The organism is Dactylosporangium roseum (assembly GCF_025264685.1).
Taxonomy (GTDB): Bacteria; Actinomycetota; Actinomycetes; order Mycobacteriales; family Micromonosporaceae; genus Dactylosporangium; species Dactylosporangium roseum.
Genome location: NZ_CP073721.1, coordinates 5,524,060 through 5,551,054 on the forward strand (window position 1 = coordinate 5,524,060; position 26,995 = coordinate 5,551,054).

29 protein-coding genes, 2 pseudogenes and 1 riboswitch are annotated in these 26,995 nt (G+C 69.0%); of the genes and pseudogenes, 14 read left to right on the plus strand and 17 right to left on the minus strand.

The genetic code is table 11. The features are described from left to right. Positions 1–31 precede the first annotated feature (31 nt). The 3 genes from Drose_RS25840 to Drose_RS25850 all read left to right on the plus strand — a co-directional run bounded on the left by Drose_RS25840 (position 32) and on the right by Drose_RS25850 (position 2,387). Entirely contained in the window at positions 32–346 is a 315-nt protein-coding gene (locus Drose_RS25840; protein ID WP_260723910.1) for a PadR family transcriptional regulator, read from the plus strand. Further along, positions 346–1,293, plus strand: coding sequence for a hypothetical protein (locus tag Drose_RS25845; RefSeq protein WP_260723911.1), 948 nt, complete (start codon positions 346–348; stop codon positions 1,291–1,293). Before Drose_RS25840 ends, Drose_RS25845 begins: the two co-directional genes overlap by 1 nt. Positions 1,294–1,778: 485 nt before the next feature. Next, the gene (locus tag Drose_RS25850) at positions 1,779–2,387 is read left to right on the plus strand and encodes a TetR/AcrR family transcriptional regulator (RefSeq protein ID WP_260723912.1); all 609 of its coding nucleotides are present in this window, start codon (positions 1,779–1,781) and stop codon (positions 2,385–2,387) included. Between the two features lie 79 nt (positions 2,388–2,466). Here the strand turns inward: Drose_RS25850 and Drose_RS25855 are convergent, their stop codons facing one another. The 3 genes from Drose_RS25855 to Drose_RS25865 all read right to left on the minus strand — a co-directional run bounded on the left by Drose_RS25855 (position 2,467) and on the right by Drose_RS25865 (position 5,638). Next, positions 2,467–3,687: an FAD-dependent oxidoreductase gene (locus tag Drose_RS25855; RefSeq protein ID WP_260723913.1), complete on the minus strand. Its 1,221-nt coding sequence runs from the start codon at positions 3,685–3,687 to the stop codon at positions 2,467–2,469. Positions 3,688–4,061: 374 nt separating this feature from the next. Then, positions 4,062–4,517 (minus strand): hypothetical protein, encoded by a 456-nt coding sequence (locus Drose_RS25860; RefSeq protein WP_260723914.1) that lies wholly within the window; start codon positions 4,515–4,517, stop codon positions 4,062–4,064. A 182-nt stretch (positions 4,518–4,699) separates the two neighbouring features. Then, complete coding sequence (locus tag Drose_RS25865) at positions 4,700–5,638, minus strand: alpha/beta hydrolase family protein (protein ID WP_260723915.1); 939 nt, start codon at positions 5,636–5,638, stop codon at positions 4,700–4,702. A gap of 204 nt (positions 5,639–5,842) precedes the next feature. Here Drose_RS25865 and Drose_RS25870 point away from each other — a divergent pair, with 204 nt between their 5' ends. Then, positions 5,843–6,052, plus strand: a complete 210-nt coding sequence (locus Drose_RS25870) for a hypothetical protein (protein ID WP_260723916.1) — start codon at positions 5,843–5,845, stop codon at positions 6,050–6,052. Continuing rightward, positions 6,049–6,870 carry a PaaX family transcriptional regulator C-terminal domain-containing protein gene (locus Drose_RS25875; RefSeq protein WP_260723917.1) on the plus strand — a complete coding sequence of 274 codons (822 nt, stop codon included), beginning with the start codon at positions 6,049–6,051 and terminating at the stop codon, positions 6,868–6,870. Before Drose_RS25870 ends, Drose_RS25875 begins: the two co-directional genes overlap by 4 nt. A gap of 128 nt (positions 6,871–6,998) precedes the next feature. Here the strand turns inward: Drose_RS25875 and Drose_RS25880 are convergent, their stop codons facing one another. The 6 genes from Drose_RS25880 to Drose_RS25905 all read right to left on the minus strand — a co-directional run bounded on the left by Drose_RS25880 (position 6,999) and on the right by Drose_RS25905 (position 13,085). Further along, positions 6,999–8,690, minus strand: coding sequence for a SulP family inorganic anion transporter (locus Drose_RS25880; protein WP_260723918.1), 1,692 nt, complete (start codon positions 8,688–8,690; stop codon positions 6,999–7,001). Positions 8,691–8,791: 101 nt separating this feature from the next. Then, on the minus strand, positions 8,792–9,130 hold the full coding sequence (locus tag Drose_RS25885) for an ArsR/SmtB family transcription factor (protein ID WP_260723919.1): 339 nt from the start codon (positions 9,128–9,130) through the stop codon (positions 8,792–8,794). Positions 9,131–9,372: 242 nt separating this feature from the next. Continuing rightward, complete coding sequence (locus Drose_RS25890; protein ID WP_260723920.1) at positions 9,373–10,152, minus strand: ABC transporter ATP-binding protein; 780 nt, start codon at positions 10,150–10,152, stop codon at positions 9,373–9,375. Between the two features lie 58 nt (positions 10,153–10,210). Continuing rightward, complete coding sequence (locus Drose_RS25895; RefSeq protein WP_260723921.1) at positions 10,211–11,275, minus strand: FecCD family ABC transporter permease; 1,065 nt, start codon at positions 11,273–11,275, stop codon at positions 10,211–10,213. Further along, on the minus strand, positions 11,272–12,204 hold the full coding sequence (locus Drose_RS25900) for an ABC transporter substrate-binding protein (protein ID WP_260723922.1): 933 nt from the start codon (positions 12,202–12,204) through the stop codon (positions 11,272–11,274). Before Drose_RS25900 ends, Drose_RS25895 begins: the two co-directional genes overlap by 4 nt. A 90-nt stretch (positions 12,205–12,294) precedes the next feature. Beyond that, a riboswitch (cobalamin riboswitch) is annotated at positions 12,295–12,452 on the minus strand. 381 nt (positions 12,453–12,833) lie between these two features. Then, on the minus strand, positions 12,834–13,085 hold the full coding sequence (locus tag Drose_RS25905) for a hypothetical protein (RefSeq protein ID WP_260723923.1): 252 nt from the start codon (positions 13,083–13,085) through the stop codon (positions 12,834–12,836). 186 nt (positions 13,086–13,271) lie between these two features. On the opposite strand from Drose_RS25905, the gene Drose_RS25910 reads away from it, so the two are divergent. Further along, on the plus strand, positions 13,272–14,450 hold the full coding sequence (locus tag Drose_RS25910; protein WP_260723924.1) for a right-handed parallel beta-helix repeat-containing protein: 1,179 nt from the start codon (positions 13,272–13,274) through the stop codon (positions 14,448–14,450). 171 nt (positions 14,451–14,621) lie between these two features. Here the strand turns inward: Drose_RS25910 and Drose_RS25915 are convergent, their stop codons facing one another. Continuing rightward, positions 14,622–15,803 (minus strand): right-handed parallel beta-helix repeat-containing protein, encoded by a 1,182-nt coding sequence (locus Drose_RS25915; protein WP_260723925.1) that lies wholly within the window; start codon positions 15,801–15,803, stop codon positions 14,622–14,624. Beyond that, positions 15,685–16,206 (minus strand): sigma-70 family RNA polymerase sigma factor, encoded by a 522-nt coding sequence (locus Drose_RS25920; RefSeq protein WP_260723926.1) that lies wholly within the window; start codon positions 16,204–16,206, stop codon positions 15,685–15,687. Before Drose_RS25920 ends, Drose_RS25915 begins: the two co-directional genes overlap by 119 nt. Before the next feature lie 122 nt (positions 16,207–16,328). On the opposite strand from Drose_RS25920, the pseudogene Drose_RS25925 reads away from it, so the two are divergent. Next, positions 16,329–16,667: pseudogene (locus Drose_RS25925) on the plus strand (esterase family protein); the annotation flags it as partial. Positions 16,668–16,962: 295 nt separating this feature from the next. On the opposite strand, the gene Drose_RS25930 reads toward Drose_RS25925, so the two are convergent. The 3 genes and pseudogenes from Drose_RS25930 to Drose_RS25940 form a co-directional block, all read right to left on the minus strand. Then, the gene (locus Drose_RS25930) at positions 16,963–17,346 is read right to left on the minus strand and encodes a peptidase inhibitor family I36 protein (protein WP_260723928.1); all 384 of its coding nucleotides are present in this window, start codon (positions 17,344–17,346) and stop codon (positions 16,963–16,965) included. 619 nt (positions 17,347–17,965) lie between these two features. After that, positions 17,966–18,157 (minus strand): annotated as a pseudogene (locus tag Drose_RS39375) (IS982 family transposase); the annotation flags it as partial. Positions 18,158–18,182: 25 nt separating this feature from the next. Beyond that, positions 18,183–18,515, minus strand: coding sequence for a hypothetical protein (locus tag Drose_RS25940; RefSeq protein WP_313899933.1), 333 nt, complete (start codon positions 18,513–18,515; stop codon positions 18,183–18,185). Between Drose_RS25940 and Drose_RS25945 the strand changes: the two genes are divergently transcribed. From Drose_RS25945 to Drose_RS25975, 7 genes are all read left to right on the plus strand, one after another. After that, positions 18,468–18,590: a hypothetical protein gene (locus tag Drose_RS25945; RefSeq protein WP_260723930.1), complete on the plus strand. Its 123-nt coding sequence runs from the start codon at positions 18,468–18,470 to the stop codon at positions 18,588–18,590. The two genes, Drose_RS25940 and Drose_RS25945, sit on opposite strands and share 48 nt — an antisense overlap. 493 nt (positions 18,591–19,083) lie before the next feature. After that, a complete protein-coding gene (locus Drose_RS25950; protein WP_260723931.1) occupies positions 19,084–19,884 on the plus strand; it encodes a hypothetical protein in 801 nt (266 codons plus the stop codon). 7 nt (positions 19,885–19,891) lie between these two features. Further along, positions 19,892–20,449: a hypothetical protein gene (locus Drose_RS25955; protein WP_260723932.1), complete on the plus strand. Its 558-nt coding sequence runs from the start codon at positions 19,892–19,894 to the stop codon at positions 20,447–20,449. 52 nt (positions 20,450–20,501) lie between these two features. Then, the gene (locus Drose_RS25960; protein ID WP_260723933.1) at positions 20,502–21,146 is read left to right on the plus strand and encodes a hypothetical protein; all 645 of its coding nucleotides are present in this window, start codon (positions 20,502–20,504) and stop codon (positions 21,144–21,146) included. An 11-nt stretch (positions 21,147–21,157) separates the two neighbouring features. Continuing rightward, positions 21,158–21,751 carry a hypothetical protein gene (locus Drose_RS25965; RefSeq protein WP_260723934.1) on the plus strand — a complete coding sequence of 198 codons (594 nt, stop codon included), beginning with the start codon at positions 21,158–21,160 and terminating at the stop codon, positions 21,749–21,751. A 4-nt stretch (positions 21,752–21,755) separates the two neighbouring features. Next, positions 21,756–22,373 (plus strand): rhodanese-like domain-containing protein, encoded by a 618-nt coding sequence (locus Drose_RS25970; protein ID WP_260723935.1) that lies wholly within the window; start codon positions 21,756–21,758, stop codon positions 22,371–22,373. Next, the gene (locus tag Drose_RS25975; RefSeq protein WP_260723936.1) at positions 22,370–22,984 is read left to right on the plus strand and encodes a hypothetical protein; all 615 of its coding nucleotides are present in this window, start codon (positions 22,370–22,372) and stop codon (positions 22,982–22,984) included. The genes Drose_RS25970 and Drose_RS25975 overlap by 4 nt, the downstream gene beginning before the upstream one ends. A 17-nt stretch (positions 22,985–23,001) precedes the next feature. Here the strand turns inward: Drose_RS25975 and Drose_RS25980 are convergent, their stop codons facing one another. Genes Drose_RS25980 through Drose_RS25990 form a run of 3 tightly spaced genes read right to left on the minus strand, consistent with a single transcriptional unit; the run spans position 23,002 to position 26,953 of the window. Further along, on the minus strand, positions 23,002–24,141 hold the full coding sequence (locus Drose_RS25980; protein WP_260723937.1) for an ABC transporter ATP-binding protein: 1,140 nt from the start codon (positions 24,139–24,141) through the stop codon (positions 23,002–23,004). Beyond that, the gene (locus Drose_RS25985) at positions 24,138–25,889 is read right to left on the minus strand and encodes an ABC transporter permease (RefSeq protein WP_260723938.1); all 1,752 of its coding nucleotides are present in this window, start codon (positions 25,887–25,889) and stop codon (positions 24,138–24,140) included. Before Drose_RS25985 ends, Drose_RS25980 begins: the two co-directional genes overlap by 4 nt. Further along, positions 25,886–26,953 carry an ABC transporter substrate-binding protein gene (locus Drose_RS25990; RefSeq protein ID WP_260723939.1) on the minus strand — a complete coding sequence of 356 codons (1,068 nt, stop codon included), beginning with the start codon at positions 26,951–26,953 and terminating at the stop codon, positions 25,886–25,888. The genes Drose_RS25985 and Drose_RS25990 overlap by 4 nt, the downstream gene beginning before the upstream one ends. Positions 26,954–26,995: the final 42 nt, after the last annotated feature.

The following is a 26,995-nucleotide window of genomic DNA, read 5'->3' on the forward strand; positions in this document are numbered from 1 at the left end:
CTACGCCTAACGTAGCAACCTGGAGGAACGTATGACAGGGTTGTCGCAGCTCGGCAGGTTCTCCGAGCCTGCGTTGCTGATCCTGATCAGCCTGGCCGAAAGCGCCAAGCACGGCTATGCGATGCAGGAAGACATCGCTGCGTTGACCGGCGAGCGACCAGGCCCGGGCACACTCTACGGCGCCATCCGGCGCCTGGAGGAGCAGCGGTTGATCGAGCAGTTGCCGGAGGAGGACCGCCGCAAGCCGTACCGCCTGACCGATCTGGGCGCGCAGGCGTTGCAGGCCGAACTCGTGCGCATCCGAACGATGGCCAGCACCGGCCTGCGTCGATTGGCGACAGCCTGATGCGCGCGACGTTGATCCGCCTCGCCATGGCGATCTACCCGGCACCGGTCCGCGACCGCTACGGCGCCGAGCTCACCGACCTGCTCGCGCACTCGACCCGACCGTGGCGCGATATCGCCGATGTCAGCCGGTCCGCGCTGACCGAGCAAGCGGCGACATGGACGTGGACCCGCACCCGCCCGCAGCTTCGCCGGATGGCGTGGCTCGCCGCCGCACCGCTGGGATTCGGCCTCACCGCGCTGACCCTGGCGCTCGGTGCGCTCATGATCGCCACAACGTACGCGAAGGACGGCGGGTACGACGTCAGTCCTGCGGTCCTCAACGTGCCGATCGCGCTGAGCGTGCTGGCAGTGTGCGGGGCGATCGTCGCGCTGACGCTACCAATACCCCGGCAGCACCACATCGTGGCACCGGTGCTTACCGTACCGGCGTCGTTGACCGTGGGAATACTGGCCATCGCGAACCTACCCATTGCCGGCGACGTGCTCAGCGAGTCGCGGTCGGCCACGCTACTGTCCGCGCTTTGCTGGTGCGCGGCTATGCTCACGCTGGGTGTCGCGATCACCGTGCTCATCCGGCGCGGGCGCACTGGCATCGCCGTGGCGGTCCTCGTGGTCGGTGGCCTCGCCACGCTCGAACTGACGTCTGTGCTCTACGCGATCGCCGCTCGACGGGTCGCCGCGGACTGGGTCTCGCTGTTCAGCGTGTGGCCGCTGAGCGTCGGCGGAATCGCGGATCCGCCCTGGATTTCCACTCACGCGCTCAAAGTCCTGCCGGCCTTGCTCGCGATGTGCACGACGTTCGCGCTCACACTCGTCACGGCCAGCGCCGTACATCAGCGTAAGGCGGACCCTCTCAGGTCGCAGAGCCCGCCGCAGGATCCCGGTCCACGCGGGCCCGCGAAAGCTGTGTCCTCTGGCAGCCGCCGACGCGATCGATTGCTGTAGCCGAAGGATCGTCTGGTTCCGCGTCGCGCACGCTTCGATGACCCGTTGTGCCTGCATGGCGGTCAGTTCGTGAAGGATGGCGAAGTGGCCATCGGTGGGGCTGAGTCTGCTCGGGATCGTTTCGCCGGGTCGGATGTAGGCTGCGCGCGGTCAGCGGCCCCGCGGCGCGGCACACCTGTCGATCAGCGCCGGGTACCTGGCTTCCCCCAGCCGCAGCCGGGCGTCTACCGATCGACCTCGGCGCGGAACCCTTGGTCGGAAACTGGGCCATGCCGACCTCGAGGCGCAGAACCTGCGATGGCATCGCCGGGAGGTGTGGGCGGTGCACGACCGGGACCGCCTGGCATGGCAACCGGAGGCAGCCCGGTGGGAGCGGCGAGCGGAGTATTCCCCATGGGTGTCGGGCTGCCCATGCTGGCGCCGATCGAAATAGCAACGGGGCCCTGAGCTATAGTGCGAGCGGATGACCGTTTGCGGAGGCACCAATGGCCCGAATGCGCAGTGAAGAACTACATGACAGGCGCCGCGCGCAGATATTGGCCGCTGCTGCGGACGGATTTGCCCTCAAGGGCATCCACCAGACGACGATGCAGGATATCTGTAAGGCGTCAGGACTGAGCGCGGGCGCGCTCTACCGCTACTTCCCGACCAAGGACTCCATCATCCTGGCGCTCGCCGAGCAGGATAGGGCAGACAACGCGGAAATCATTTCGTATCTGTCTAGCGGCGCAAATATTGTTGCTGCTCTCACCGAGATCGTGCCCGACCTTGTTGACGGACTGACCGACGAAAAATACGGCCGGCTCACGCTGGAAGTGGGGGCCGAGGCCACGCGAAACCCGTCAGTGAAAATGGCATTTGATCAGAACGAAGCGCAGTTTCGTGATGTACTTGCCGAGGCCCTGCGCGCTGGACAGGAGGCGGGCTACGTCGACCCCAGCGTGGACCGTGATACGACGGTGTTCCTGTTGACCGCGTTACTCGATGGGATAGCTGGCCGTGCGACGTTCTCGCGTGATCTCGACAAGAAGAGACTCGCCAAGGGTCTCGAACATCTGATCAATCGGTGGTTGAGCAACCCGGCGGCACGTTGAGACTTGAGCCAGCCCGATGGCCGGGAGTCGCCGCCGAGCAGCCAGCGCGCCGGCGGCCATCCCGGCGATGATCGAGGTCCTACCAGGGGATGGGCGCGCGAACACCGGCGGAGTGGAGATCGAATTCCCGCCCGTCGAGGCCGCTCAGTGACAGAACTGCTGCGCGCTTCATGCTGGACGGCGTGAACCGGGCCAGGCGAACCGCCAGGTTGACAAGGCTCTGGTAGCCCGTCCAGCGGGGCATGACGCTCGCGCCTTCGTCATGCCCCTTCCGTTGCAGACTGTCGACGATTGGTCGGCGGCCCAGCTCGAACTGGTTAAGGGCCTCGGGGAGTCCGGCTTTGGTTTCCTGCTCGGCGACACAGGCGGCAAGGGCTACGGCGTCGACGAGGGCGCAGTTGGCGCCCTGACCGAGGTTTGGGCTCATGGCATGTGCGGCATCCCCAATCAGGACGACCCTGCCTGAGGACCAGGTTTCGCAGTGGACGCTGGAATGCTGAAGGCGTACCGTGCCCTGCCAGCTATCATATCCGTCGAGAACCAGACGCATCGGTGGAAAGCGATTGCACACGTCGGTCTTCCAGCTTGCAAAGTCGCTCTCCCCAACCTGGTTCACAGCCTTGCTGGAGCCGCCCCAGAACCAGAAGGTGGAACCTGCTCGCACGGGGAGCATGCCGCAAGCTTCAGGTCCAGCAAGATACTCGCCGTGCACATCGGCCGGTAGCGAGACGGGCGCAACGCCCTGGACGCTGCCCTCCAATACCGGCCAACGTTCAGGCGATATTCCTGCCGCGTCGCGCACCGCAGACTTGACGCCGTCGGCGCCCACAATGAGATCGCCGGCAATTCGGGTCGTGCCCTGTGGGGACTCACAAACGAGTACCGGGCGTCTGTCGATGTCTTCCACGGCGGCCACCGTGTGCTGAAAATGCACCTTGACACGTGCGCGAAGGCAGGCCTGCCAGAGCACCTCATGCAGATCCGCGCGGTGAATGCAGACGGGCCACAGCCTCGGAGGCAGATGGGCGTCCAGCCCTGTTTCGAGCAGTGTCTTGCCGCTGCGGTCACGCAGGGCGAATCGCGGCATCACCGCTCCGCGGGAACGCACTTCGTCACCCAATCCAAGTGAGTCGAGAACCAGCAGGCCGTTGGCCTGCAGGAGAACACCGGCACCGACGGGGCCGAACTGTGCCGCACGTTCTCCGATCGTCACCTCGCAACCGCTTCTGCGGAACGCCAACGCCGCGGCCAAACCGGCGATGCCGCCGCCGGCGATCGTGACCTCAAGACTCCCGTGCATCGCTACTGCGCTCCTTGCTCCGAAGTGGAGATCCTTCATATGCGGCCAAACGCCCACTGTGCGGCGATGACGCTGGTGCCTCGCGGCCACCCATCGCGCCTCCGTATTAATAAAGCGGTCATCCGTTCTCGTAATTGAACAAGCAGATGCGGCCGCTTGTCAAGCCAGGCAGTGGGCGGCTGGCACCAGCCGGCAGGGCCGAAACCCCGCCTATTAGCAGGTGAGCGACCGGATCGCGCGGACCCGCCGCCGGCACTACGAGCACGTCGGCCCCGTCGAGGACCAACCAGCGTTTGGCCCGGGATCGCGAGCAACACCCCACGAACCAGGCGTCCTCAACCCCTGAACCGCCGACAGCGTCCGTAGAGATACCGTTACGGTGACCGCAGGAGGCTGCGCACTTGCCATACCGCAAAGAGCAGGGTGGCCCAGCCGGCGAGGAACACGGGCCACACCCAGTCGGTGGGTAGGGCGAAAGAGGCGATCGTCGCCAGTGCCAATCCGAGCACGCGCCTGCGGATGACGCGTCGATCGTAGGACGACAGCTTGGCGCCGAAACGCCGCGGCGGACGTCTGAGCAGGATGAGTCCGTAGCCGATGAGCAGCGCGATGGGTAGTAGCAGCATCATGGTCGCGTCCGGCACGCGAGTGACGATCCCGGGCACCGCAACGATGACGCAGCCCAGTCCGACAATGAGTCCAGTGATGGCCTGCGCCCAGAAGAACGACTTGGCTGTAGCGACGCCGATCGCCGACGGCCTGTACGGCGCCGGTGGCCGGTCGGCATGGGTCGTGTCGGTGCGCTGCGATTCTGGTGTGATGGGTGGCACTGCACTGCACCTCAGTTCTCGAATGTCACACGGATAGGGCCTTGGCCGACGTGGTCGTAAAGAATGCGCGGATCCAGCCGGTCGAAGAAGACGTGCGGGCTGACGCCGGTCTCCGGGGCGAGGCCGAAGGTGCGAGGTAGGTCTGAACAGCAGACAGCCCGAGCGTCACGGTGCCAGCCGGGTCACTGACGGTCGGCGAAGTTTCGGTGGGCGTTGAGGCAGCCGGGGACGAAGAGCCGCCGCGGGGTGAGCACAGCAACTGTGACCCCCCACCAGTCGTGGTCCTCCACGGCGGTTCTGACCAGGGAGTGGCGGGCATTCGGGAAACGCCGAACTGTCAGCGATGGGCCGAGCGTCGTCCGGTAGGCGGCTTCGGTCTCGTCGATGTCGACGTTGCGGTCTTCCTCGCCGAGGAGGAGCAGGACGGGTATGCCCCGGTGCCGGAGTGCTTGCAGGTCCGCAGTAGCGTCGGCCCGATAGTTTGTGCGGGCGAAGGCCCAGCGGTCCTCGGACATCGGTTTCGGGTCGATGGTCTCCGCCCGGTACCGCTGGTAGCTGGCGTTTTCGGCAAGAAGGCGACGCCTGTCGTCGCCGACGGCGACCGCCCGTTCCCGTTCCTCGTTCGATGCATGCGCCGCTTCGAGTTCGGCCAGGAGGTTGTAACGGCCCTGGCGCAGCCAGTTGATGGCGGGAGAGACCATGATCACGAAGGTCACGTCCTCTCGCCCGGCGGCCACGGCCGGAGCCACCCAGCCCGCCTGACTCGCTCCCCACAGGCCGATGCGCGCCGGATCGATGCCCGGGCGGGCGGCGACCCAGTCGATAGCGGCCTCCACCTCGCGTGCCCGGTCCGCCATCGATTGCGCCAACCAGTTGCCGGTCGAGCCGCCGACGCCTGGCTTGCTCCACGACAGCGACGCGTAGCCCGCCTGGGCCAGCGATTCCCAAATCGGCAGATAGAACCCGCCGCTCGTCGCATCGATCGGGCCATCCCCATGCACGAACACCACCACCCCGACTGGTCTGGCGGTCACGTCCGGCCAGGCGAGCACACCGTCCAGCTCACCCGACGCGGCGGGAATCGTCACGGTTTCGGTGCGGATGGCGAAGTCGTTACCCACGACGGCAACGGCCCCGACGCCAAGAACCAGAGCCAACACGGTAGCGGCGGGGACCAGGACAGACCACCTACGGAACCAAACTATCCTTCTGCTCACGGTCGTAGTATATCTGATAGTATCGGGGAAGTTGAGTACACCAACGATCAACCGCGGCATCCCACCGCGGTGGCCGAGCAGATGCCGCGCGCCTGTACCGTCGTTGACATGTACTGGGAGACGTTTCGCCGTAAGCTCGCCCCTGCCTTCAGGGACCTGACCCGGGCCGTCGCGTTCCTGGCCCGCCGGCTCGACGCCACCCGCTTCCTCGCCGCAGTCGACGGCGGCACGGTCGTGAGGATCCTGGGCCCCCTGTACGGCTTGTCCACCGCCACCCAACTGGTGCGGCCAGTCGACCTCGACGCCACGCCGCGATGAACCCCGGCCCGCCCTCGGGGCAGCTCCGCATCACTCCACGCGCCGTGCTCACCAACTGCTTCGGCGCCGGCGGGCAGGCACCCCTGGACATCGTCTACGACGCGGCCGCCATCCTCCGCATCTCCGACCAACCGTTGCGCCTGGCCATCCGCAGACTTACCGCCGCTGGCATGATCGAACAGGTCGGCCGGGGCCGACGCGGACACCTACGCCTGACCAACCAGTCCTTGTACCGCAATCTGCTCGACGACGAGTACTGGAACTTCGCCACCCGCCAGGACCGCGGCGACGAACAGTGGGACCGACGCTGGCGCCTTATCGCCTTCTCCATTCCCGAGGCCCGACGTTCCGACCGCGACGCGCTGCGCGCGGTGCTGACACGGCTGAGCGCGGCAGCACTGGCCCCCGGACTCTTCGCCAGCCCGCACGACCTCACCACCGCCCTGCGAGCCGAACTCTTCCCCCGACACCTCGACAGCGACCTCACCCTGGCCACCACCACATCCCTCACCCACCACGGCACCACCATCGAACGCCTGACCACACAGCTCTGGCCCCTCGACACAATCAGCGCCCAATACCAGACCCTCGACCGCGTCATCACCCACGAACAGCGACACCTCGGAAACGACACCGAACCAGCAATCCGCCTCGCCGCCCGCATCACCATCCTCACCGCACTGAACGCGGCACTCCTGCCCGACCCCCTCCTCCCCGCAGAACTGCTTCCCACCGACTGGCCTGGACCAAACGCACGCGAACGAGTCCGACAACTGGAACCACACCTGATCGCAGCAGCTCCGACACCGCATCCATAGTTGCCGATTCGGCATGAGCGGGAGCGGTCGGCGACCTGGATCGCCTGCGGCGCCCCAGCGCCGGCCTGCGCCAACCCGATGTCTTCCAGCGCATCGCGGAGGCCGCCGCTGCGCGGGGTAAACCTCAATCAACCAAGTGGACCAGATCCGCTCCGGGTGGTGCCGGGGTGGACAGGGCGGTGTGCGGATGGTGCGGTGCTGGTCGAGCCGGCCGCGGTCAGGTCGGCGCGGTTGGTGGGGGGTGTCGGGTCGGGCGGGGTGTGGTGTAGGACGCGGGTGCGTGCGTAGGCGATGGCGGTGGGAGTGTCGGGGAAAACCTGTCCGTCGCGGCGTAGCTGTGCGGCGACGCCGAGGGCGGTCAGGACCTTGTCGTGGCCGGGGGCGATGCCGGACAGCAGCACGGTGATGCCGCGCCGTTGCAGTCGGGTGATCGCGTCGCCGAGCACGTGCGCGCCGGTGGCGTCGATGGTGGATACCCGCGACATGCGCAGGATGACCACGTGTACGTCGGCGACCTCGGTCAGTTCGAGCAGGAAGTGGTGCGCGGCGGCGAAGAACAGCGGCCCGTCGAGGCGGTACGCCACGATGTGTTCGCTCAGGAGTTGGTGTTCCTCGGCTGAGTGGTCGCCGGCCTCCAGGGGGACCTGCTGGAGGCGGGCGGCGCGGGCCACGGCGCGCAGCGCGAGGACGACGGCCACGCCGAGCCCGACGCCGACGGCGATGACCAGGTCCATCGCCACGGTCACGGTGAAGGTGAGCGCGAGGACGAGGGCGTCGCCGCGGGTGGCGCGGGCCAGGGCCCACAGCGAACCAGCTTCGACCATCCGCACGGTGGTGGCCAGCAACACCCCGGCCAGCGCGGCGAGCGGAATGCGCGAGACTAGCGGCGCGGCTACCAGGACGATTGCGGCCAGCGCAACCGCGTGAGTCAGCGCGGCGAGTTTCGAGGTGGCACCGGCGCGTACGTTGACCGCGGTGCGGGCGATCGCCGCGGTGGCCGGGATGCCACCGAACACGGGTGCGGCCAGGTTGGCCAGCCCTTGGCCGAACAGCTCCCGGTCCGGGTCGTGTTGCTCGTTGACGCTCATCGCGTCGGCGACGGTGGCCGATAGCAGGCTTTCCAACGCGGCGAGGGCCGCCACGGCCAGGGCCGAGGGCAGCAACGCGCCGATCGCGTGCACGTCGAGGAAGTCCAGCGACGGGGCGGGCAGCCCGGCGGGCAGCGCCCCGATCCGGGCCAGCTCCAGCGGCGTCACCTGCGCGAGGATCGTCGCGGCGGCCACCGCGATCAGGGAGAACGGCAGGCCCGGCCGCCATCGCGCGCCAAGCAGCATCACCGCGGCCACCCCGAGCGCTACCGCCAGCGAGGCGGGGTGCGGGTGCGCGGCGAACCGGATGACGGCGTCGGCGGCGACCGCCCACACCTTCTCCCCGTGCGCGTCGAGGACGCCGAGCGTAGCGGGAACCTGCTGCAGGGCGATCACCACCGCGATGCCGGCGGTGAAGCCCTCGATCACCGGGGTCGGCAGATACCGCACGTAGCGGCCGAGCCGGGCCAGCGCCAACGCAATCAATATCAGACCAGCCATGACGCCGACCATCAACACCCCGGTGGCCCCGAACTTGGCGATGACCGGCACCAGCACCACGGTCATCGCCCCGGTCGGCCCGGACACCTGCAGGTTCGACCCGCCGAAGACGGCGGCGACCGCGCCGGCGATCACGGCGGTGACCAGCCCGGCCTGCGCGCCGAGCCCGGAGGTGACCCCGAACGCCAAGGCCAGGGGCAACGCCACCACCGCCACCGTCAACCCGGCCATCAGGTCTCGACGCGGGGATCGGCGTACCGCCGCCCAGTCCGAACGCCGCGGCAACAACCCGCTCAATCGTCCGGCGACCACCCGGGCCGCGGTGGTAGCCCTCACCGGTCACGCCCGTCGGCCTGCAACTGCACCAGCAACCCGCCTCGGTCGGTCAACACCGTGCCCAGGATTCGGCGGCCAGCGGCCAGCAGATCCGCCACGTCCGAGGTGCTCAACGCGTACACCACCAACGCGCCGTCGCGGGTCGACTCCACCAGCCCCGCCCGGCGCAACACCGCTAGCTGCTGCGACAGGTTCGACGCCTCCACGTCGATCGCGGACAGCAGATCCCGCACCGGCTTCGGACCCTCCCGCAACAGCTCCAACACCCGGATGCGCACCGGATGGCCGAGCGTGCGGAACAACTCGGCCTTGGCTTGGTAAAGCGGCACGGACATGACCCGCCACGCCCTCTCCTACTACTTGCAGACATGACGACTTTAGCAGTTGAAGAACTTTTCAAGTACGCCAAGCGGCGCGGTCGACCCGGAGCGGGTGAGCGGAGGCTATGCAGGTGAGTCCCGCGATGCCGCGACGTGGCCGCTCGAGCACGGCGCGGCCAGCATCACCGTGGGCGCGCCCGGCGTGCCGGGTCGCCGTGCTCACCGGCCGGCGCCTGGCCGACAAGGTGGGTCATGCGTCAACGGGGAATACTGCGGACCGGCACCACCAGGGGGCCGTGCTCACTGTGCACCACGCGCACGCGGGCCCGGTAGTGGGTTGCGAGCAGTTCCTCCGTCAGCACGTCGGCCGGGGCGCCCGAGGCAACGACCGCGCCGCCGGCGAGCAGCACCATCCGGTCCGCGTACTCGCCGGCGATGGCGAGGTCGTGCATCGTCGCCAGGACCGTCAGCCCGGTGTCCCGGCGTAGCTGATCCACCAGTTCCAGCACCTCCTGCTGGTGCCCGATGTCGAGCGCGGTGCCCGGCTCGTCCAGCAGCAGCAGGCCGGCGCCCTGGACGAGCGCCCGGGCCAGGAACACGCGCTGCCGCTCCCCGCCGGACAGAGTGCCGAGCAGCCGGCCGGCGAAGCGGTCCAGGTCGAGCCGGCCCAGCACCTCGCCCACCACGGCCACGTCGGCGGCGGACTCCCGGCCCAGCGGCGGGATGTACGGCGTGCGGCCGAGCAGGACGTAGTCGAACACGGTCATGCCGGGCGGGACGACGGGCGACTGCATGACGGCCGCGACGGTCCGGGCCCGCTGGCGGCGAGGCAGGCGAGCCGCCGGCGTGCCGAACAGGGCGATCGATCCGGTACTGGGCACGAGGCCACCGACGGCGCGCAAGAGGGTCGACTTGCCGGCGCCGTTCGGCCCGATGATCGTGACCCATTCGCCGGCCTCGACGGTCAGGTCAACGCCGGCCAGGACGGCCGTGCCGCCCAGCGAAACCCGCAGGTCCCGCACCTCGACCGCGGTCACGCGTCCTCCACTTCGCTGCGGAACCGGTCATACGCCCTCCGCTTCGCTGCGGAACCGGTCATAGCGCTGCCCGCCCGGAGGTGCGCAGGACGAGCACGAAGAACGGCGCGCCGAAGAACGCGGTGACGACCCCGATCGGGATCTCGGCGGGGGTGGCCGCGGTGCGGGCCACCACGTCCGCGACGGCCAGGAACGCGCCGCCGAAGAGCATCGACAGCGGCAGGATCGCTCGGTAGCCGGCGCCGACGAGCAGCCGGACGGTGTGCGGCACGATGATGCCGACGAAGCCGATGAGGCCGGACACCGAGACCGCCGCCGCGGTGGCAAGGCTGGCCGCGGCGAGCAGCACATACCGCGACCGCTGCGGGTGCAGCCCGAGACTCGCGGCCTCCTCGTCGCCGACCGAGAGCACGTCCAGCTCCCGGCGCAGCAGCAGGATCACCACGGCGGTGACAGCCGCGTACGGCAGGACGACCCGCACGTCGGACCAGCCGGCGGTGGACAGGCGCCCGAGCAGCCAGGAGTACACCTCGCGGATCGTGTCGATGTTGCGCTGCATCACATATGTCTGGGCTGCGGCCAGGAAGGCCGAGACCGCCACGCCGGACAGGATCAGCGTGGTCGGCGAGCGTTCCCGGCCGGCGCCGGCGCTGAGCAGGTAGGCCAGCAACACCGCGCCCATCGCGCCGGCGAACGCGACCACCGGCGTGGTCAGCGGGACCCCGCCGAGTAGCGTGCCCTGCGCGGCGCCGCGGTACGCGATGAGGACGGTGACCGCGAGGCCCGCGCCGGCCGCCACGCCCAGCAGGCTCGGATCGGCCAGCGGGTTACGGAAGACGCCCTGGAAGCAGCCGCCGGCGAGGGCCAGCATCGCACCGACGAGCAGCCCGAGCACGACCCGGGGCAGCCGGATCTCGGTGACGATGGCAATCTCGCGCTCGTTGAGGCCGCTGTCCAGGTGCACGCCGGGGACCAGGTTCAGCAGCTCGGCGGCGACGCTGCCGGGCGGCAGGCTCACCGGGCCGAGGGCGACGCCGCCCACCAGCGCCACGAGCACCGCCAGCCCGCCGGCCAGGACCCAGCGCGGGCGCAGCCGGCCGGCGGTCTGATGGCCGGATCTCACGCGGGTACCTTGGCCACGGCCTCGACGATCGCACGAAGCAGGTCGACCACGCGCGGGCCCCAGCGGGACGCCACGTCGTCGTCCAGCGCGACGATCCGCCCGGCCTTCACCGCGGTGATGCCGGACCAGCCCGGGCGGGCGGCGACCGTCTCGGCCGACTGCTTGCAGCACTTCGCGTCGGCCAGGAACACCAGGTCCGGGTCTGCCTGGACCAGCATCTCGACGGAGAGCTGGAGATAGCCGCCCTTCGCGCCGCCGGGATCCGCCGGATCGGCCACGTTCTGCAGGCCCGCCATCGTGAACAGCGAGCCGACGAAGGTGCGGCTGGTCGCCGTGTACAGCGTCGGATCGAGCTCGTAGTAGTACGTCGGCTTGACCGATCGCGCCGGCAGGTCCTTGATCAGCTTGTCGATGTCGCGGCGCATGCGCCCGACCAGGTCGGTCGCCTCGGTGCCGTGGCCCGTCAGCCGGCCCAGCTCGTCGATCTGCCGGTACGTGTCGTCGAGCGTGACGGCCGCCGACGCCACATAGGCCGGGATCTTGAACTTGGCGAGCTGGTCGACGACCTTGTTGGCGTCCGTGGTCAGCACCACCAGGTCCGGATTCTTGGCAGCGATCGCCTCGGCGTTCGGCTGGAACCCGGAAAGCTGCGACCTCGGCGCCTCGGCCGGATAATTGGAGTTGTCGTCCACCGCCGCCACCTGCGCACCCGCGCCGATCGCGAAGAGCATCTCGGTGGTGCTCGGCGACAGCGACACGATCCTGGCAGGGCGGTGCTCCAGCGTGACGTCGCCCACCGTCACCGGATATGCGGCGGCGCCGGTGGAGGCGGGCTGCGGGGTGTCGCCCGCGCCGGCGGCGCAAGCACCGAGCGCGATCGAGATGGCTACCAGGGTGGCACCGACGATTGCCGGCGTGCGTCTGCTCATCTGTCCTCCTGTCGGTCGAGGATTCGGTGCTTCGCCGACAGGGGTGACGAACATAGCCCCGCCCGCAAAGGCGCCCTTCCTCGAGAGCGCGGTTTCGCGACCTGCCCGGCAGGCGACCTGGCTAGTCCCCGGCCGGACCGGATCCGGCGGGGCATCACAGTTGCGGGACAGCGCCGGCGTCGCACCGGTTTCGCTGCGGGTGGTCGCCTGCACGGTAGTACATCGAAGCCGGCCACGACGGCTGAGGTCCGCGCAGGACCGCCGACGTCACTGCGCGCGGCGCACCGGCACCCGGTAGGAGTTCCCGCTGGTGGTCCAGTACGACTCGGTCAGCACACCGCCGACGTTGTAGTCGATCTCCATCGCATTGCCCGCAGGATTCCACACGCGCCGGACTCGCCGAAGCCGCTATCACCGGCAGGCCGGCGTGTTGCGCCGTGACACACGTCGCAACACGCAAAGCATCCTAGGCTGCTAGGTCACTTGGTGGCCCGGCTTGTCAAGGTGGAGCGCCCTGCTGGATTCGATGCAACCTTTTGCGCCCGTCTGGACTGGTATCCCGACACGAGCCAGCAACCGTTGAGGGCAGTCGGCTGGGAAATCGTTGCTCCCGAACACGACGGCTCACCTCACAGGCGCACGAAGGGATCGTTGTGCATCGAGATCGCCCGATTGATGGGAGTCAGGGCAACACCGCAGTGCCCCCCGGCACAGTAACCCACCAAATCCATCGTCATGTCCGTCCGCGCCACGGAGACGACGGGCATGACAGGTACGCCCACCACCGCGCCGCCGCCCAAGACGATGGTGTTCATCGCGACCATCACCATGGCGGAAACACTCCCGGTTCCCGGGCCGCCGGCGGCGCCACCGATGGTCATATCGTCGACCGTGGGGTCCGAGGTCGAAGTGCGCGTCGTCGCGTCGGACTCCGCATCGGTAGGAAGAGGTGGATCGTCCTGTTCGCCGCCGTCGCGGCGGTCGTCCTCGCCGGAGGTGTCGCCACGGCGGCGACAGGTGTCGGTGGTATTCAGTTCCGGGCGGTCGGCCCGGTCACGGTCCAGGCGTTGGGGGTCGACATCGGCAGCCCCGCCATCGGGCAGGAGGTGACCGCTGGCGCCAAGGTTGTCGCAGCGAAAGAGCTGACGCTGTCCGAGGTCGCCATCGCGGTCAAGGGCCCAGATGGCAGGCGCGTCGACTTCCCGCACGTGCATGGGTGGAAACTCGGCACGACGCAGAAGGTGTTCAGCCAGACCCGAGCCTTCGACCGACCCGGCACCTACAGCTACTGGTTCACGTACAGGAAGGACAATCGTTGGACCGACCGTAGCCCGAAGCGGACCTTCACTGTGGGCGGGTCCAACTCCCCGGCTCCAGGCACGACCACGCCAGCCGTGACGCCGAGCCCGTCGGGCTCGACCGCCACGCCGTCGGCCAGCCCCGTCACGCCTACCCGGACCAGTTCCGTGACTCCCTCGACGAATGCCTCGCTGCGGAATTGTGCCAGCAACCCGGCCGGTTGCGGCTACCCCTCCACGGCTAGCGCCGGCGTCCCGGCGGGGACGACGCTCGCGGTGATCAATGGTGACTACACCGTGACGACCAACGGTGCCGTGGTCGAGGGTAAGGAAATCCACGGCTGCGTCACCGTGAACGCCTCGAACGTCACCATCCGCAACTCGAGAATCGTCGGCACGTGCTACTACGGCGTCAACAACGAGGGCGCCGGCGGGACAACCGCCATCGAGCGGGTGGAGATTAGCTGTGTGAATGGCACTGGTACCGGCATCAACGGCCCCAACTTCGCCGCTCGCGCCGTCTACATCCATGACTGCGAGAACGGGCTGGAGATGAACTCAAATTCGTCGATCATCGACTCGGTCATCTCCGCGCGCGAGGCCAGCTCGGCCGCCCACGGTGACGGGATCCAGTCTCAGGGCGGTTCAAACGTGGTGATCCGCCACAACACCCTTCTCGAGGTCAACCCCGTAACGTCGGCGATCATCACCAACTCAACGTCGATCAGCGGGTGGGTGGTCGAGGATAACTTCCTGGGCGGTGGCGCCTACACGCTCTACTGCTCCAAGCAGGGCACGAACTTCGTCGTACGCAACAACCGGTTCGTCCCGGCGAAGCTCGGCACCCGATACAGCGCCGCGTACGGGTTGAGCGATTCGTGTAACCACGCGGGCATTGTGTGGACCGGCAACTACCGTGACAACGACGGCAGCGTCGTCGAGCCGTAGTCCTGCCTATTGTTGCCTTCCTGGCCGGCGGCACGGCGCCACTCTGTCAGCCGGGCCGCCCGCCAGGAAGGCCTTGAGCTGACCCGGAACTTTTCGGCCACGGCGGCCGGGACTGCCACGGCCAGCGCGCTGCGGTACGGCGCTCCGCATCACAGACGGTCCACCGACCCGTCAGAACGCGAGCGGAGTTCCGGTGTCGTCATAGACGTTGCCATGATTCTTCGCCGCCTTCTCACAGTTGGTCCACGGGCCGTACGCACCGACGGCCGGATGGAATTTCCGGCTGAAGTGGTTGTTCACGACCTGCAGGTTGGTGCTCGAGTCCCGCGGGCAGTAGAGCGTGTAGGCGCCGCCGGCGAGGAGATTGTCGGAGATGACGACGTTCGTCGTGGTGGTCGGGTGGGTGATGATCGCGGACGTGCCGCCGTTCGCGTAGATCGTGTTGTGGGTCACCGTGACGTTCCTGCCGATGGCGAACTGGATGCCGTCGGTACCGGCTTCGGCACTGTTGTAAAGATCGTGGATGTAGCTGTCCGCGATGACAACGTCGGTGTCGACGTCGAACCCGTTCTCGCAGCCGTGGACGTTGACCCGGCGGGCGGTGAAGTTGGTGTCTCCCACCGCGGTACCACGGGTGGACCGGCAGTCGATCTCGGTGTCCTCGATCAGCAGCCCCGTGCCGGTGTAGGCGCCCGCGAAACTGGCGATGGCGATGAAGTTGGCGCAGCTCACCTTCGAGCGCCGAATGACGACCCCGGGGGCGCGCACGTTGACGCAGCCGCGGATATTCTTGCGATCCACGACGGTGTTCGGCACGTCGATGGTCAGGTCGCCGTCGACCGCAGTCAGGGCGGTGTCGGCGGGTACGCCGGCGCAGGCCGCGGTGGGGTAGGCGGGCAGCACGCAGGCGCCGGCGCCGCCGGTAGGTGCCGTGGGCGGCTGGTGAGTCGAACTCGGGCGCGCCGACGTGCTTGCGCTCGGACCCGAGGTCGGCGTCGCCGTGCCGCCTGGCGTGGGCGCGCTCGCCGTGGGGCGCGACCGGTCCCCGCGATGGGCCGGGTCCAGATTGGCGCTCTGGCCGAGCATCAGCGTCGTGCTGGTGGTCGCCGCCACCGTGGCCACCGCGACGGCCAACATCGCTAGGCGCTGCGTGCGCCGACGGCGGCGCACCCTGATCGCCTGGAACGGTGGCTGTTGCGCGCGCGCTTCGAGCTCACGTCGGAGCGTCGTGAAGTCAGGATCGGGCATTGCGCGGTTCCTCCCGCCACTCGTCGATGGGCTCGTCGGCCAGCATTCGTTGCAGCGCGTCACGGCCGCGGGACAGGCGCGCCTTGACCGTGCCGAGCGGCGCACCGACCCGGAGCGCCACCGCCGCCAGCGGCAGGTCGGCCAGGTAGTGCAGGACAAGCGCCTCTCGCTGCGCGAACGGCAGTCGTCTCAGCGCGGCCAGGAGGACCAGACGTGACTCGGCCCGCAGATGGTCGTCATCGGGGTCGTCCCGTTCCGCGCGCTGCGCGACCATCTGGCGCCCTCGGAGGGCGCGTCGCCATCGGGACCGGATGATGTTGGTGGCCACTCGGTACAGGTACGCCTCCGGTTCGTCGAGGACGCGCCGGCGACCGGTCACGCCGAGGGCGCGCACGAATGCCTCCTGCACCGCCTCCTCGGCCTCAGCTCGAGAGCCGGCGAGCGCGGTGAGCAGCCCGACCAGCCGACGGTAGTGGCCGGCGTACACCGCCTCCCAACCGTCCTCCATGCATCACTCCCTGCGTCTGAGAATCAGCGTCGGCTGCGGGGTGCGGCCCCGCGTGCCGGGGATACCAGTCCTGACAGACGCGAAGGGTTGCATCCCGTCCGAAGAAAGTTTGCAACAGCCGGTTGGACGGACAGTGGTACCTCGATCCGGAGGGCGAGGTTCGCGGCGCGATGGTGTTGGACAATCTGATCCACAGCGGTGATATCCCGGTCACCGTTGGTCTGTTCGTCGACCCCGGCGTCCTCGCGGACGCGCAGAATCCGAAGAATCGCAGCGTCGAGTACGACGCCTTCGACGACCGCCTGGTGACCTTCCTGTTGGCCGAGATCATCCCGCAGGTCGCGCAGCGGTACTCGATCACGGGGGATCCCGACCGGTGGGGCATCTGCGGTGGCAGTAGCGGCGGGAACGGCGCCTTTACGGCCGCGTGGCTGCGCCCGGACGCACTGCGCTGGCTGTTTGCGCTACCCGAAAGGTGAGCGAGGGACGCTGGTGTTCCACTTTCGTGGTGCCCGATGTCGACCAGCGCGACGCTGATGCCAGTTCGGCTGATGGCGGCGACCACGCGGGCCGGTGCCGCCAGTCGATTCGAGGCACGAGCGGCGGCTCGATGCGCTCCGACCACACATCGAGGTCAGCTAGATCATTTTTGTTAGGAGCTCCAAGAGGGAGCCGCCCCAAGGCCCGTAAACCTTGGGGCGGCTCCCTCTTCACCTGGGGCGATACGCCGCCTGCAGTTCGATGAAAGGCGTCCGGTCAGTACGTGGCGACGCTACGGACGTTGAACGGGGTCGGGTTGCTGTAGTGACCGGTGGCCAGGTCGAAGTAGGACCCGGTGCAGCCGGTCTTGCTGTAGACCCGAATCCTGACACCCAACTGGTTGGACACCGAGTGGCCCGAGCTGAACGGGGTGTAGCAGGTGTGTCGGCTCTTCCCGCCGACCCATTGGCCCTGGAAGTTGGCCTGGGGCCAGACACAGAACCAGCCCGACGGGCACAGGGTTGCGACCGAGATCTCGCCCTTCTGCGGCGTCTCGGTCGCGGGGCTGCCCTTCGCCGCAGCCGGCATGGCCAGCGCCAAGACCGCAGCGGCCGCGCCTGCGAGAGGCAGCAGAACCCGGCGAGCATTGAACATGGACATCTGTTCATCCCCCATCGTTGAGCAGATAGTTACCATTCGATATCCTAGAGTCATGCATCGATGTATGTAAAGCCCTCACCACGACGACACGACAGCGGATCTCAAGATGACGGAGCCACTACGCGCCCTCGGCCACCGGATCGGCGCCTCCACCGTCCGTCGGATCCTCAAACGCTGCGGGGATACCACCAGCGCCGGTCCGCCGCGACCACACCACCTGGCGGCAGCGGTTCCTCCGCACGCCGGCTTGGAAACGTATCCTTTGTCGCCGATGATCCGCCAAGGCCGCGAAGCTAAGCCCAACGGCCTCTTGTCAACCCGGACCAGGCTGACAATTCGGGCGCTGACCTCGGAGGCGTCGCCGCCGAGGGCGCCGGCCGGCACGCGTTCCCGCGCAATCCCGCCGCCAGGCCGGGCGACTCCATGATCATGGGAAAGATCCGGCTATCGGGGCAGCCACATCTTTCCCCTGATCATGGAGTCGCCCGGCACGGAACGCGCCGCCCGGGTCCAGCAGCGATCATGAGCGACAGACGCCAGCCGCACGACTGTGCGGCACCATCCAGTAGCGCAATACCGGGGTGGACGGACGACCGAACGGCTGAACTTCGCGGCCTTGGATGATCAGCAGTCCGGGCCGGTCGGTGAGCAGGTGCGGATCGTGGTCCAGGATCGCGGTCAGGGCCTCGCGCTCGTCGAGTTTCGGGGTGGCCAGTGCCCAGGTGACCGGCAGGCCAGCCGGGGTGCGGGTCAGATGCAGTCGTAGACCCCAGAACCAGCGTGAGTGCGAGGGGCAGAGGCCGTAACCGGCGGAGATGCCGGCCGATTTCCGGTCATCAACTGACCTCCCGCCGCACGTCGGGGAAGCGCGCGAACTCGGCCCCCGTACGCCGTTCGATCTCAAGCAGACGGTTCCACTTGGCGGTGCGCTCCGACCGGGTGGTCGAGCCGACCTTGATCTGCCCGGTGCGCCACCCGACCGCAAGGTCGGCGAGCCCTGTCGACGGCGAGCAGGCGCGGCACGCGAGCCGGGGTGATACGTCCGGCCCACTCAAGAGCGGCGGCCTCGGTGTGGGAGCGAGCAGGGTTCGCACGGCCCACGAACGGACACGACAGCGCAGGTGATCATCGCCGGCCACGCCTTCACGCGGAATCTCCGCCACCGACACTACGAACTCGCCGTCGACTCCCCGCCCGCTCTGCGGGTCGCCGCGGCGTTCGCCGAACTCGCCCACGCGATCTGACCGCGGACCCGACACGGGTCCAACGCGTCCACCGATCCCACAACGCAACGGCACCTCGCCGAGACCCCCCGACCGCCCGGACACCGCAGCCGAAGAACCTGGAAATTCTGATCCCGCACCATGAGAACGCAGTGCGGATCGCGGCTCGCGGCGTACCGCTGGGCATCGGGATCGGCTATCGTCGCGGGGTGGTCACCGTCTACGGGGAATGCGGTTTCAACGACGACAGTGGCAGTCCTCAACGCTTGCGATGCGGCAGCCGGCTGCCCGAGCCGGGGCCACCGGCCGCGGCCGCATCGCTGAGCGGTTCGGCGACGGTGCCGTGCCCGACGGCGCAGTGTTGCCGCGATAACCAATGTGGACAGTCACAGAGGTGTCCGTGTCCCAGCCCCGACGAGTTGACCGGAGTGACTCCGTGACGGTCTCCTGCCCACAGTGCGACACCGAGCACCAAGATAACGCGCCGTACTGTCTCAATCCTGGCTGTGGTGCCTTGCTGGTCGGGACCGGGTCCGAGGCATCGCCCGCACCGCCGGCCGACGCCCCGACCACGGAGCCCTCGACTGGGGACACCCCGACCAGCGGGTCCAGCGAGCCGGAACGCACCAAGTCCCCGGCGGCTACGGCCGTACCACCACGCAAGTACCTGGCACCCGCGCTCGCCGTGGGGATCCTCGCCCTCGCGATCGTCGGCGCGCTGTTGGCCGGTGCCACCGGCGACAAGGGGAAGGCCACCACACCCGGTCTCGCCGACGGCGGCAACGTGCCCGTTCCGACCTCCGTCGCCCCGTCAACCGCCCCGTCACCCGCCGCGACCACCGCTCCGGCACCGACCGCGACCGCGGTGGCCGCGACGGGCCCGACGGCGAAACGCACGGCAGGCGGCGGCACCCAGAGCGGCAACAGCAGCGGGACCGCGGCCCCCCAGCCCGAGGCCAAGAAGGCACAGGCGCCACCGGACTCCTACGACAACGCGCAGCTTTCGACGAGTTCCACGTGGCAGTGTGAGTCATTCCAGGATCCCGGGGGCGGCAACATCGGGACGTGGTCCTGGCGATACACGTTCACGGTCTACGCAACGCTGTCCGGCGCGCCGTACGGCTCGAACGCGACGCTGCACCGGGGCTCGATAAGCGAGTCCATGAGCGAGAGCGGCACTTCGTTCTCCAAAACGGTGATCATTACGGAGCGGTCCGGCTCGGGCGCGCTTGGCGGCGTCTACTACACCGTCACAGTCATCGTCCCAGACGGGCGTACGGTCAGTGCCAGTGCCTTCCAGCCGAACATGTGCTGAGCCTTCGGTGACGGCACTGGTTCCGGTCGGCCTGTACCTGGGCGCGTTCCCGGACGGTCGAGGACACTGGACGCGCCTCGGCGCCCTGGTGCACGAGGTGCGCCGGGGCGCCGAGGTGGAGGTGCTGACCGGTGAGGAGTACACAGCATGGCTGTTGGCGCACGACACGGACACCGAACGGGTCGGTTCCGACGGGCTGGCCACGGCGAGGGAGCGGCTGATCGAGCGGGGACTGCTGGTCGAGTCGCCCCGGGGGGACACGGCGGTGACGGTGTTCGCTCGGACGTACCGCATCATGCCGCTCCTGCTCGGCCTGGGGCCCAGCGGGAGCGTGGCAGGCTGGTTCGCGATCGGTTCGCCCGACCGCGAGCTCGTGAGTGTCCCGCCGGTGACCTACGAGATCTGGTCGTGCGCACCCGCCTACCCGACGCTGTGGGAGGCGTGCGCGTCGTTGGTCGCGCCGGCGGGGTCCGACCCCGTCCGGGTGGTCGAGGCCGTCCTGCGCGACCTGCACCACCTGCTCTCCTGCACCGGGGCATACGTCGATCCGGCGGTGGACCGTTGACGGTTGCCGCGGGACGGTACGCATCGACGACGGCAGCGGGGTGATGCCGCGCATGACGGCGCTGGTCCTCCCGATCGGCCACTATCTGGGCCGGGACGCGTCGCGGCACCGGGTCCGGATCGGCGCCCGCTCGGTCGTGCTCGCGGACGACAACACGGCCGCCACCTGGATGCTGGCGCACGGCGTGCCGAAGCTGGTGTCGGCGCAGGCATGGACGGCCGAGGCCATGCGCGCCGCGGCCGGGCCGGACGCCGACCGGGTCGCCGCCACGATGTCCGTGCTCGTCGCGGACGGCGTGCTGGTCGAGGTGGCAACCACCGGTCCGGACGCCGAGCGCTTCGCCCGGACGCACCGGCTGTGCCCACTGCTGACCGGGCTGGGCCCGCATCCGGAAATGCCCGGATGGTATGCGTTGGGCCGGCCCGGTGAACCCGTCGTGCTCGTGCCGGAGTTCGCGTACGAGGTGTGGCGCTGGGCACCGACGGCGGGCAGTCTCTGGGACGCCGGTGAACTGTTCGCCGCGGCGGAGGGCGATCTGGCGATCCTGGACGGTGATCTGGATGAGGAACCGGACGGGCGGGACGGTACCGACGACGCGGAACTCCGGCTGGCTGAGCCCGACGCCGCCGTGACCGACGTGCTGTACGCTCTACACCTGCTCCTAGCGAGCCACACGGCCTACATCGATGCATGCTGACGGAGGGCAACGTGGACGGTGAGGCCGATACCCACTCGGCGGCGCCCGTTGCCCGGTCCGCGTGGGAGTGCCAGCTATTCCTGACCTTGGCCGACTGCCCTGCCTGCGGAGGCGTCGGCCTGAGCATGACCGAGTTCACCGCCGGTCGGGAGATCCTGACCTACACCGCCCGATGTGCGACCTGCGCACAACCGCGAACGTTCCGGTTCCGGCCCAGCGACGAGCCCGAGCCGGTGTATCCGGCCTTCGGTGGAGCGGGACCGTCCCAGATCATCGACGCCGGCCAGTTTCTCGACATCGCGGAGCGGTCCGCCGACCTGGTGCCCGCCGACCCCGCCGAGTTCGACGAGGCGCACGTGGCGGTCGATCCGCCGATGACGCTGGACGACGCCTATGAGCAGCTCACGATCGCCGTGGCCGCGGTCGAGGAGGCCCTCAAGTTCGTGCCGGCCGGAGCCGCCCGGATCCCGCGCTCGGCGCTGTGGGCGGCCAGCAGCCTGGCGCGGTACGACCAGGAGCCCGAGATTTTCGAGCGCGATGTGCTCGACGCCGTGCTCGCGGAGTTGGCGCAGGCACAGTCCGCGTACCGGCCGGTGGCGGGCTGATCCGGTGGACCGTGCTGCCCTGGTGTTGCCGATCGGCCAGTTCGGCGGCGCGAGCGGTCCCGTGGACGATCCGGGTACCGTCTTCCCGGTGCGCCGCGGTGACCGGGTCTGGCCGCTCGACGCCGCACGGTTCACGGTGTGGGGGTACCTGCACGGCACGCCCGAACGGCCGGCAGCCGAAGGGTGGACCGTCGCCGCACTCATGGAAACGTTGACAGCCAACGGTGTCGTCGACGGCGAGCGGCACCTGGCGGCGCTGCGCGACGATGGGCTGGCCGTGCTGGTCGACCCGCGGGACGCGACGGCGTTCGCCGTCGGGCACCGGCTGGCACCCCTGTTGCTCGCGCTGGGTGAGCACGACGAGGGCCGGGCCGGGTACACGCTGGGGCTGTTCGACCATCCGGTCACCACCATCGCCGGGCCGCTCTTCCTCATCTGGGCCTGGTCCGAGGTCGAGCCCGACCTGTGGGCCGGATGCCGGCGGCTGGCCGAGGACGCGCAGGCGGCCGGCGGCGACGATCCGGACCTGACCGATCCGGCAAGGGTGCTGCACGGGCTGCTGGAGGCGCTGCCCGGTCTGCTCTCCGCCGGCGCCGCGTACCTGGACGTGGTCGGCTCATGACGGCCCGAGTGTTTCCCGTCGGCCATTACCTGGGCGGCTATCCCGACGAGGCGGACGCGCCGGACGGCGGATTCGAGGTGCGTATCGGCAGCCGCGTCGTGCCCTTGCACGGACCCGCCGAGCTGGCCGTCTGGGCGCTCGCGCATCAGCCGCCGGACGCCCCGTTCGAGGCCACGCTCGCCGACCTGTTCGGACCCGTCGGCCACGACCTGGCCGACGGGCTGGTCGCCCGCGGCGCGTTGGCGCCCGTGGCGCTCGGCGACACCCCGCCCGCCGCGGCCGATGGCGACATCGCCGTGGCGGCCGTCGGTGCGGAAGGTGTCGCCTTCGCCCACGGGCACCGGCTGCGCCCGTTGCAGACGGCGATCGGCTGGGTGAGCGGCGCGGACGGTGGCGGGTTCGCCATCGGCTTCGCCGGCCAGGCGACCGTCGTGGTGGGCCCGCTGCTGCGTGACCTCTGGTGGTGGGCGGGCCCGTCCACCGACCTGTGGGGGCTGTGCCAGCGACTGGCCGCTGCGAGGGAATCCACGCCGGAGCAAGTACTGCGACACTTCCTCGACCACGGGCACCACCTGCTGGCCGCCGGTGCCGCGTACCTCGACGCGGTCTGACCGGCGGCCGGCTCGGCTCAGTCGCGGGTGAGCAGGTACGCGCGGTCGGGGTCGATGGTGACCTCGACGTTGGTACCCTCGGCCAGCGCGTGCCGGGGGTCGCGACCCGGCTCGGTGACCGTGATGGTGCCGCCGATCGTCTCCACCTCGTAGTCGATGGACGGCCCATGAAACGTCGAGCGCAGGACGGCCCCGGTGCCGGTGCCGCCGTCGGTGACCGGGCGCAGTTCGAGCGTCTCCGGTCGTGTCATGAGGTACGCGCCTGAACTGTTGGCCGTCACCCGGGGGTGGGCCGCCACGGTCAGCCGCTGGCCCAGCACCTGCACGACGGCGCTCGTGCTGGTGACTTCCTCGGGAACCACCTCGATGAAGTTGGCCCGCCCGATGAAGTCGGCGACGAAGACGCTGGACGGGCGCAGGTAGAGCTCACCCGGCGTGGCCACCTGCTCGACCAGTCCCTTGTTCATCACCACGACCCGGTCGGACATGCTCATAGCCTCGTCCTGGTCGTGCGTCACGTAGATGCTGGTGATGCCGAACATGCGCTGGATGCGCCGGATCTCCGCCCGCATCACGCCACGCAACTTCGCGTCCAGGTTGGACAGCGGCTCGTCGAACAGCAGCACCTTCGGCTGGACCACCAGCGCGCGCGCCAGGGCGACTCGCTGCTGCTGACCACCGGAGAGCTCGTGCGGACTGCGGTCCTCCAGCCCGACCAGGTTCATGCTCGTCAGGGCCATCCGCATGCTCGCGTCGATCTCGCCCCGGCTGCGGCCACGGTGACGCAGCCGCAGCCCGTACGCGATGTTGTCGGCGACGCTGAGGTGCGGGAAGAGCGCGTAACTCTGAAACACCATTGCCATCGGTCGACGCTGGGGTGGCACGGTGTCGATGACCTTGTCGTCGAGCCGAATGTGCCCGCCGGTGGCGTCCTCGAAGCCGGCGACCATGCGCAAGGTGGTGGTCTTGCCGCAGCCGGACGGGCCCAGCAACGTGATGAACTCGCCGGGGGCCACGTCGAGGTCGACGCTGTCCACCGCGGTGACCATGCCGGTCCGGCTGGGGAACCGTTTGGTGAGCGCTTCCAGTCGTAGCCGTCCGGTGCCGGTGTCACGCGACAGCGCGGCGACGGTCGGGTCGGTCGCGGCGGCGGTCATCGGTTCTGCCTCTCGGTGTTGGCGGCGACTCGTTGCAGCGAGGCACCGGCGCCTACGGTGATGCGAATGATCGCGAAAGCGGCGAGCACGATGGCGGTCAGCACGGTGCAGTATGCGAAGGCCACGCCGTAGCGTCCGGTATTGGCCGCGCTGAGGATCTGCGACGTGATGATCTTCGTTTCCGGCGTGACCAGCAGGACGATCGTCGAGATCGAGGTCATGCTCCGGGCGAAGCTGTAGCTCAGGCCGGTCAGCAGCGCCGGCCGGATCAGCGGGAGCGTCACCCGCCGGAACGTGTGCAACGGGCCCGCGCCGAGGTCGGTCGATGCCTGCTCGATCTGCGGGTGCACCTGGGTGAGGGCCGCGACGGCGGTGCGCTGACCGGCCGGCACACTGCGGATGACGTATGCGAGGACGATCGCGACGGCGCCACCGGCCAGGGCACCGCCACCGACGAGGCTGGGCAGCACCTCGACCGGTCCGAAATACCGGTCCGGCCGATACGCCAGGACGAACCCGATGCCCAGGACGGTGCCGGGCACGGCAACCCCGAGTGTCCCACCAAGGTCCAGCAGGCCGGCGGCGATCCCCCGCAGGTGCCGCACCACCAGCCAGGCGATGACAAGTCCGAAGATGCCAGCGACAGGCGTGGCGATCGCGGCGAACGTGACGGTGTCGAGCACCGCCTCCCGCCCCACCCCGACGATGACCTCCTTGAGGTAATCCAACGTAAACGTGTTGTCGACGCCGAACACGCGGGTGACCGCACCGATGATCACGGTGCCGTAGATGCTCAGGATCACGGCCGCGGCGAACAGCGTCACCCCGTAGATCGGCCACCGTGCCCAGCCCCGGATGAGGTGGACGTTGCCGGAGGGCCGGCCGGTGATGGTGGTCCGCACCTTGCGGCTCAGCCAGTACCGCTGGGCGAAGTACATCACCAGTGACGGCACCAGCAGAATGACGCAGTAGATCGCGGCGCTGGTGGTGTCGTACTCGCCGGTGACCGCGAGGTACGCCCGGCTGGCGAGAACGGTGTAGTCACCGCCCAGCACGAGAGGGTTGGCCAGGTCGGCGATCGCCTCCACGAACAGCAGCAGGAACGGAGCCACCAGACCGGGCGCGAGCAGGGGCAGGATGACCGTACGCAGGATCCGCCACCGGCTGGCGCCGAGATTCATCGCCGCCTCTTCCAGCGCCGGATCGAGCCCGCGCATCATGCCGAGCAGGCCCAGGTACGCCACCGGGAACAGCGACAGGGAGAGCACGAACACAAGCCCGTCGAGCCCGTAGATGTCGTACTCGATGCCGAACAGGCCGTTGCTGATGACCCCGCGCCGGCCGTAGAGGACCACGGTGGCGGTCGCCACGGCGAACGGCGGGCTGACGATCGGCACCAGCGCGATGACGTGCAGGATGCGCTTTCCCGGCACGGCGAGACGGGTCTGGACGAACGCGAAGAGGAAGCCCAGCGCCGTACCGCCGGCGCCGACCAGCGCGCCCAGGACGAGCGTGTTGCGCAGGATCGTCAGGTCCACCGACGAGGTGAAGAACTCCCGGTACCGGGGGAGCGCGTCGGGGGCGAACGCGGTCGCCAGGACCGCGGCGAGTGGTAGGACACTGCCGACCGCCACCAGCACGACGCTGGCGGCGATCAGCAACCGGATACTGAGGTCGGGTCGGCGCCGCCGCGGTGCGACCGCCGTGGGCGGCGCGGACCGCTCGCGGTCGTGGAGCACGGTCGTCATGACTTCGGTGCCTGCGCGACCTCGGCGTCGAACCGCTTGGTGAGTGTGGACTTCGCGCTACCCGCCTTGACGGCGTCATACTCCACGAGCTTGATGTCGCTGAGGTTCACGACCTTGTCGGAGACCTTCGCGTTGGGGTTGGTCGGGAACTGGTAGGACTTCACGGTCGGCCCGACCTCCTGCGCCTCCGTCGTGAGCGACCAGTCGACGAACTTCTTGCCGCTCACCGAGTTCTTGGCGCCCTTGACCAAGGCGACGCCACCGATCTCGTACCCGGTGCCCTCGGCCGGGAAGCTGACCTTCAGGTCGGGGAAGCCCTGCTCCATCGTGGCGACGCAGTCGTGGGAGAAGATGATGCCGACCGCCACCTCGCCCCGGGCCGTCATCTGCGCGGGTGCCGAGCCGGACTTCGTGTACTGCAGGATGTTCGGATGCAACTTACGCAGGTAGTCCATGCCCTTGTCCTCGCTGCCGCCGAGCACCACCTGCGTCCACAGCGCGGTATAGGCCGTGCCGGACGTGGACGGGTGCGCCATGCCGATGTCCTTGGACAGTTTCGGGTCGAGCAGGTCGGCCCAGGAGTCGGGCACCTCCAGCCCGTCCTTCTTCAGCAGGGTGGTGTTGCTGCAAAAGCCCAGGGCGCCGACGTAGACACCCGTCCAGAGGCCACTCTTGTCCTTGTACCGGTCAGGGATGATGGTCGAGCCCGGCGAGACGTAGGTGTCCAACACGCCGTCCTTCGCCGCGGCGGCGTAACCGTCGGCCGGGCCGCCGTACCAGACGTCGAACTCCACGTTGCCCTTGCCCGCCTTGATACGGGCGAGCGCCTCGCCGCTGGAGAGCCGGACGAAGTCCGCCTTGATGCCGGTGGTCTTGGTGAACCGGGCGGTTGTCGCCGCGCACCAGTCCTCGGTGGCACCGCACACCACGTGCACGACCCCGCCGTCCTTCGCCGACGATCCGCCGCCGCTGTTCTCGCGGGCGCACCCGGCCGTCACCATCAGCGCGGCGGCCAACATCGCCGCCGCCCGTGTCGCACGTACCCGCAACCGTCCTGCAACCACGACGCTGACCTCCTCGGGATGCTCAATGTTGCGGTCAGGTTA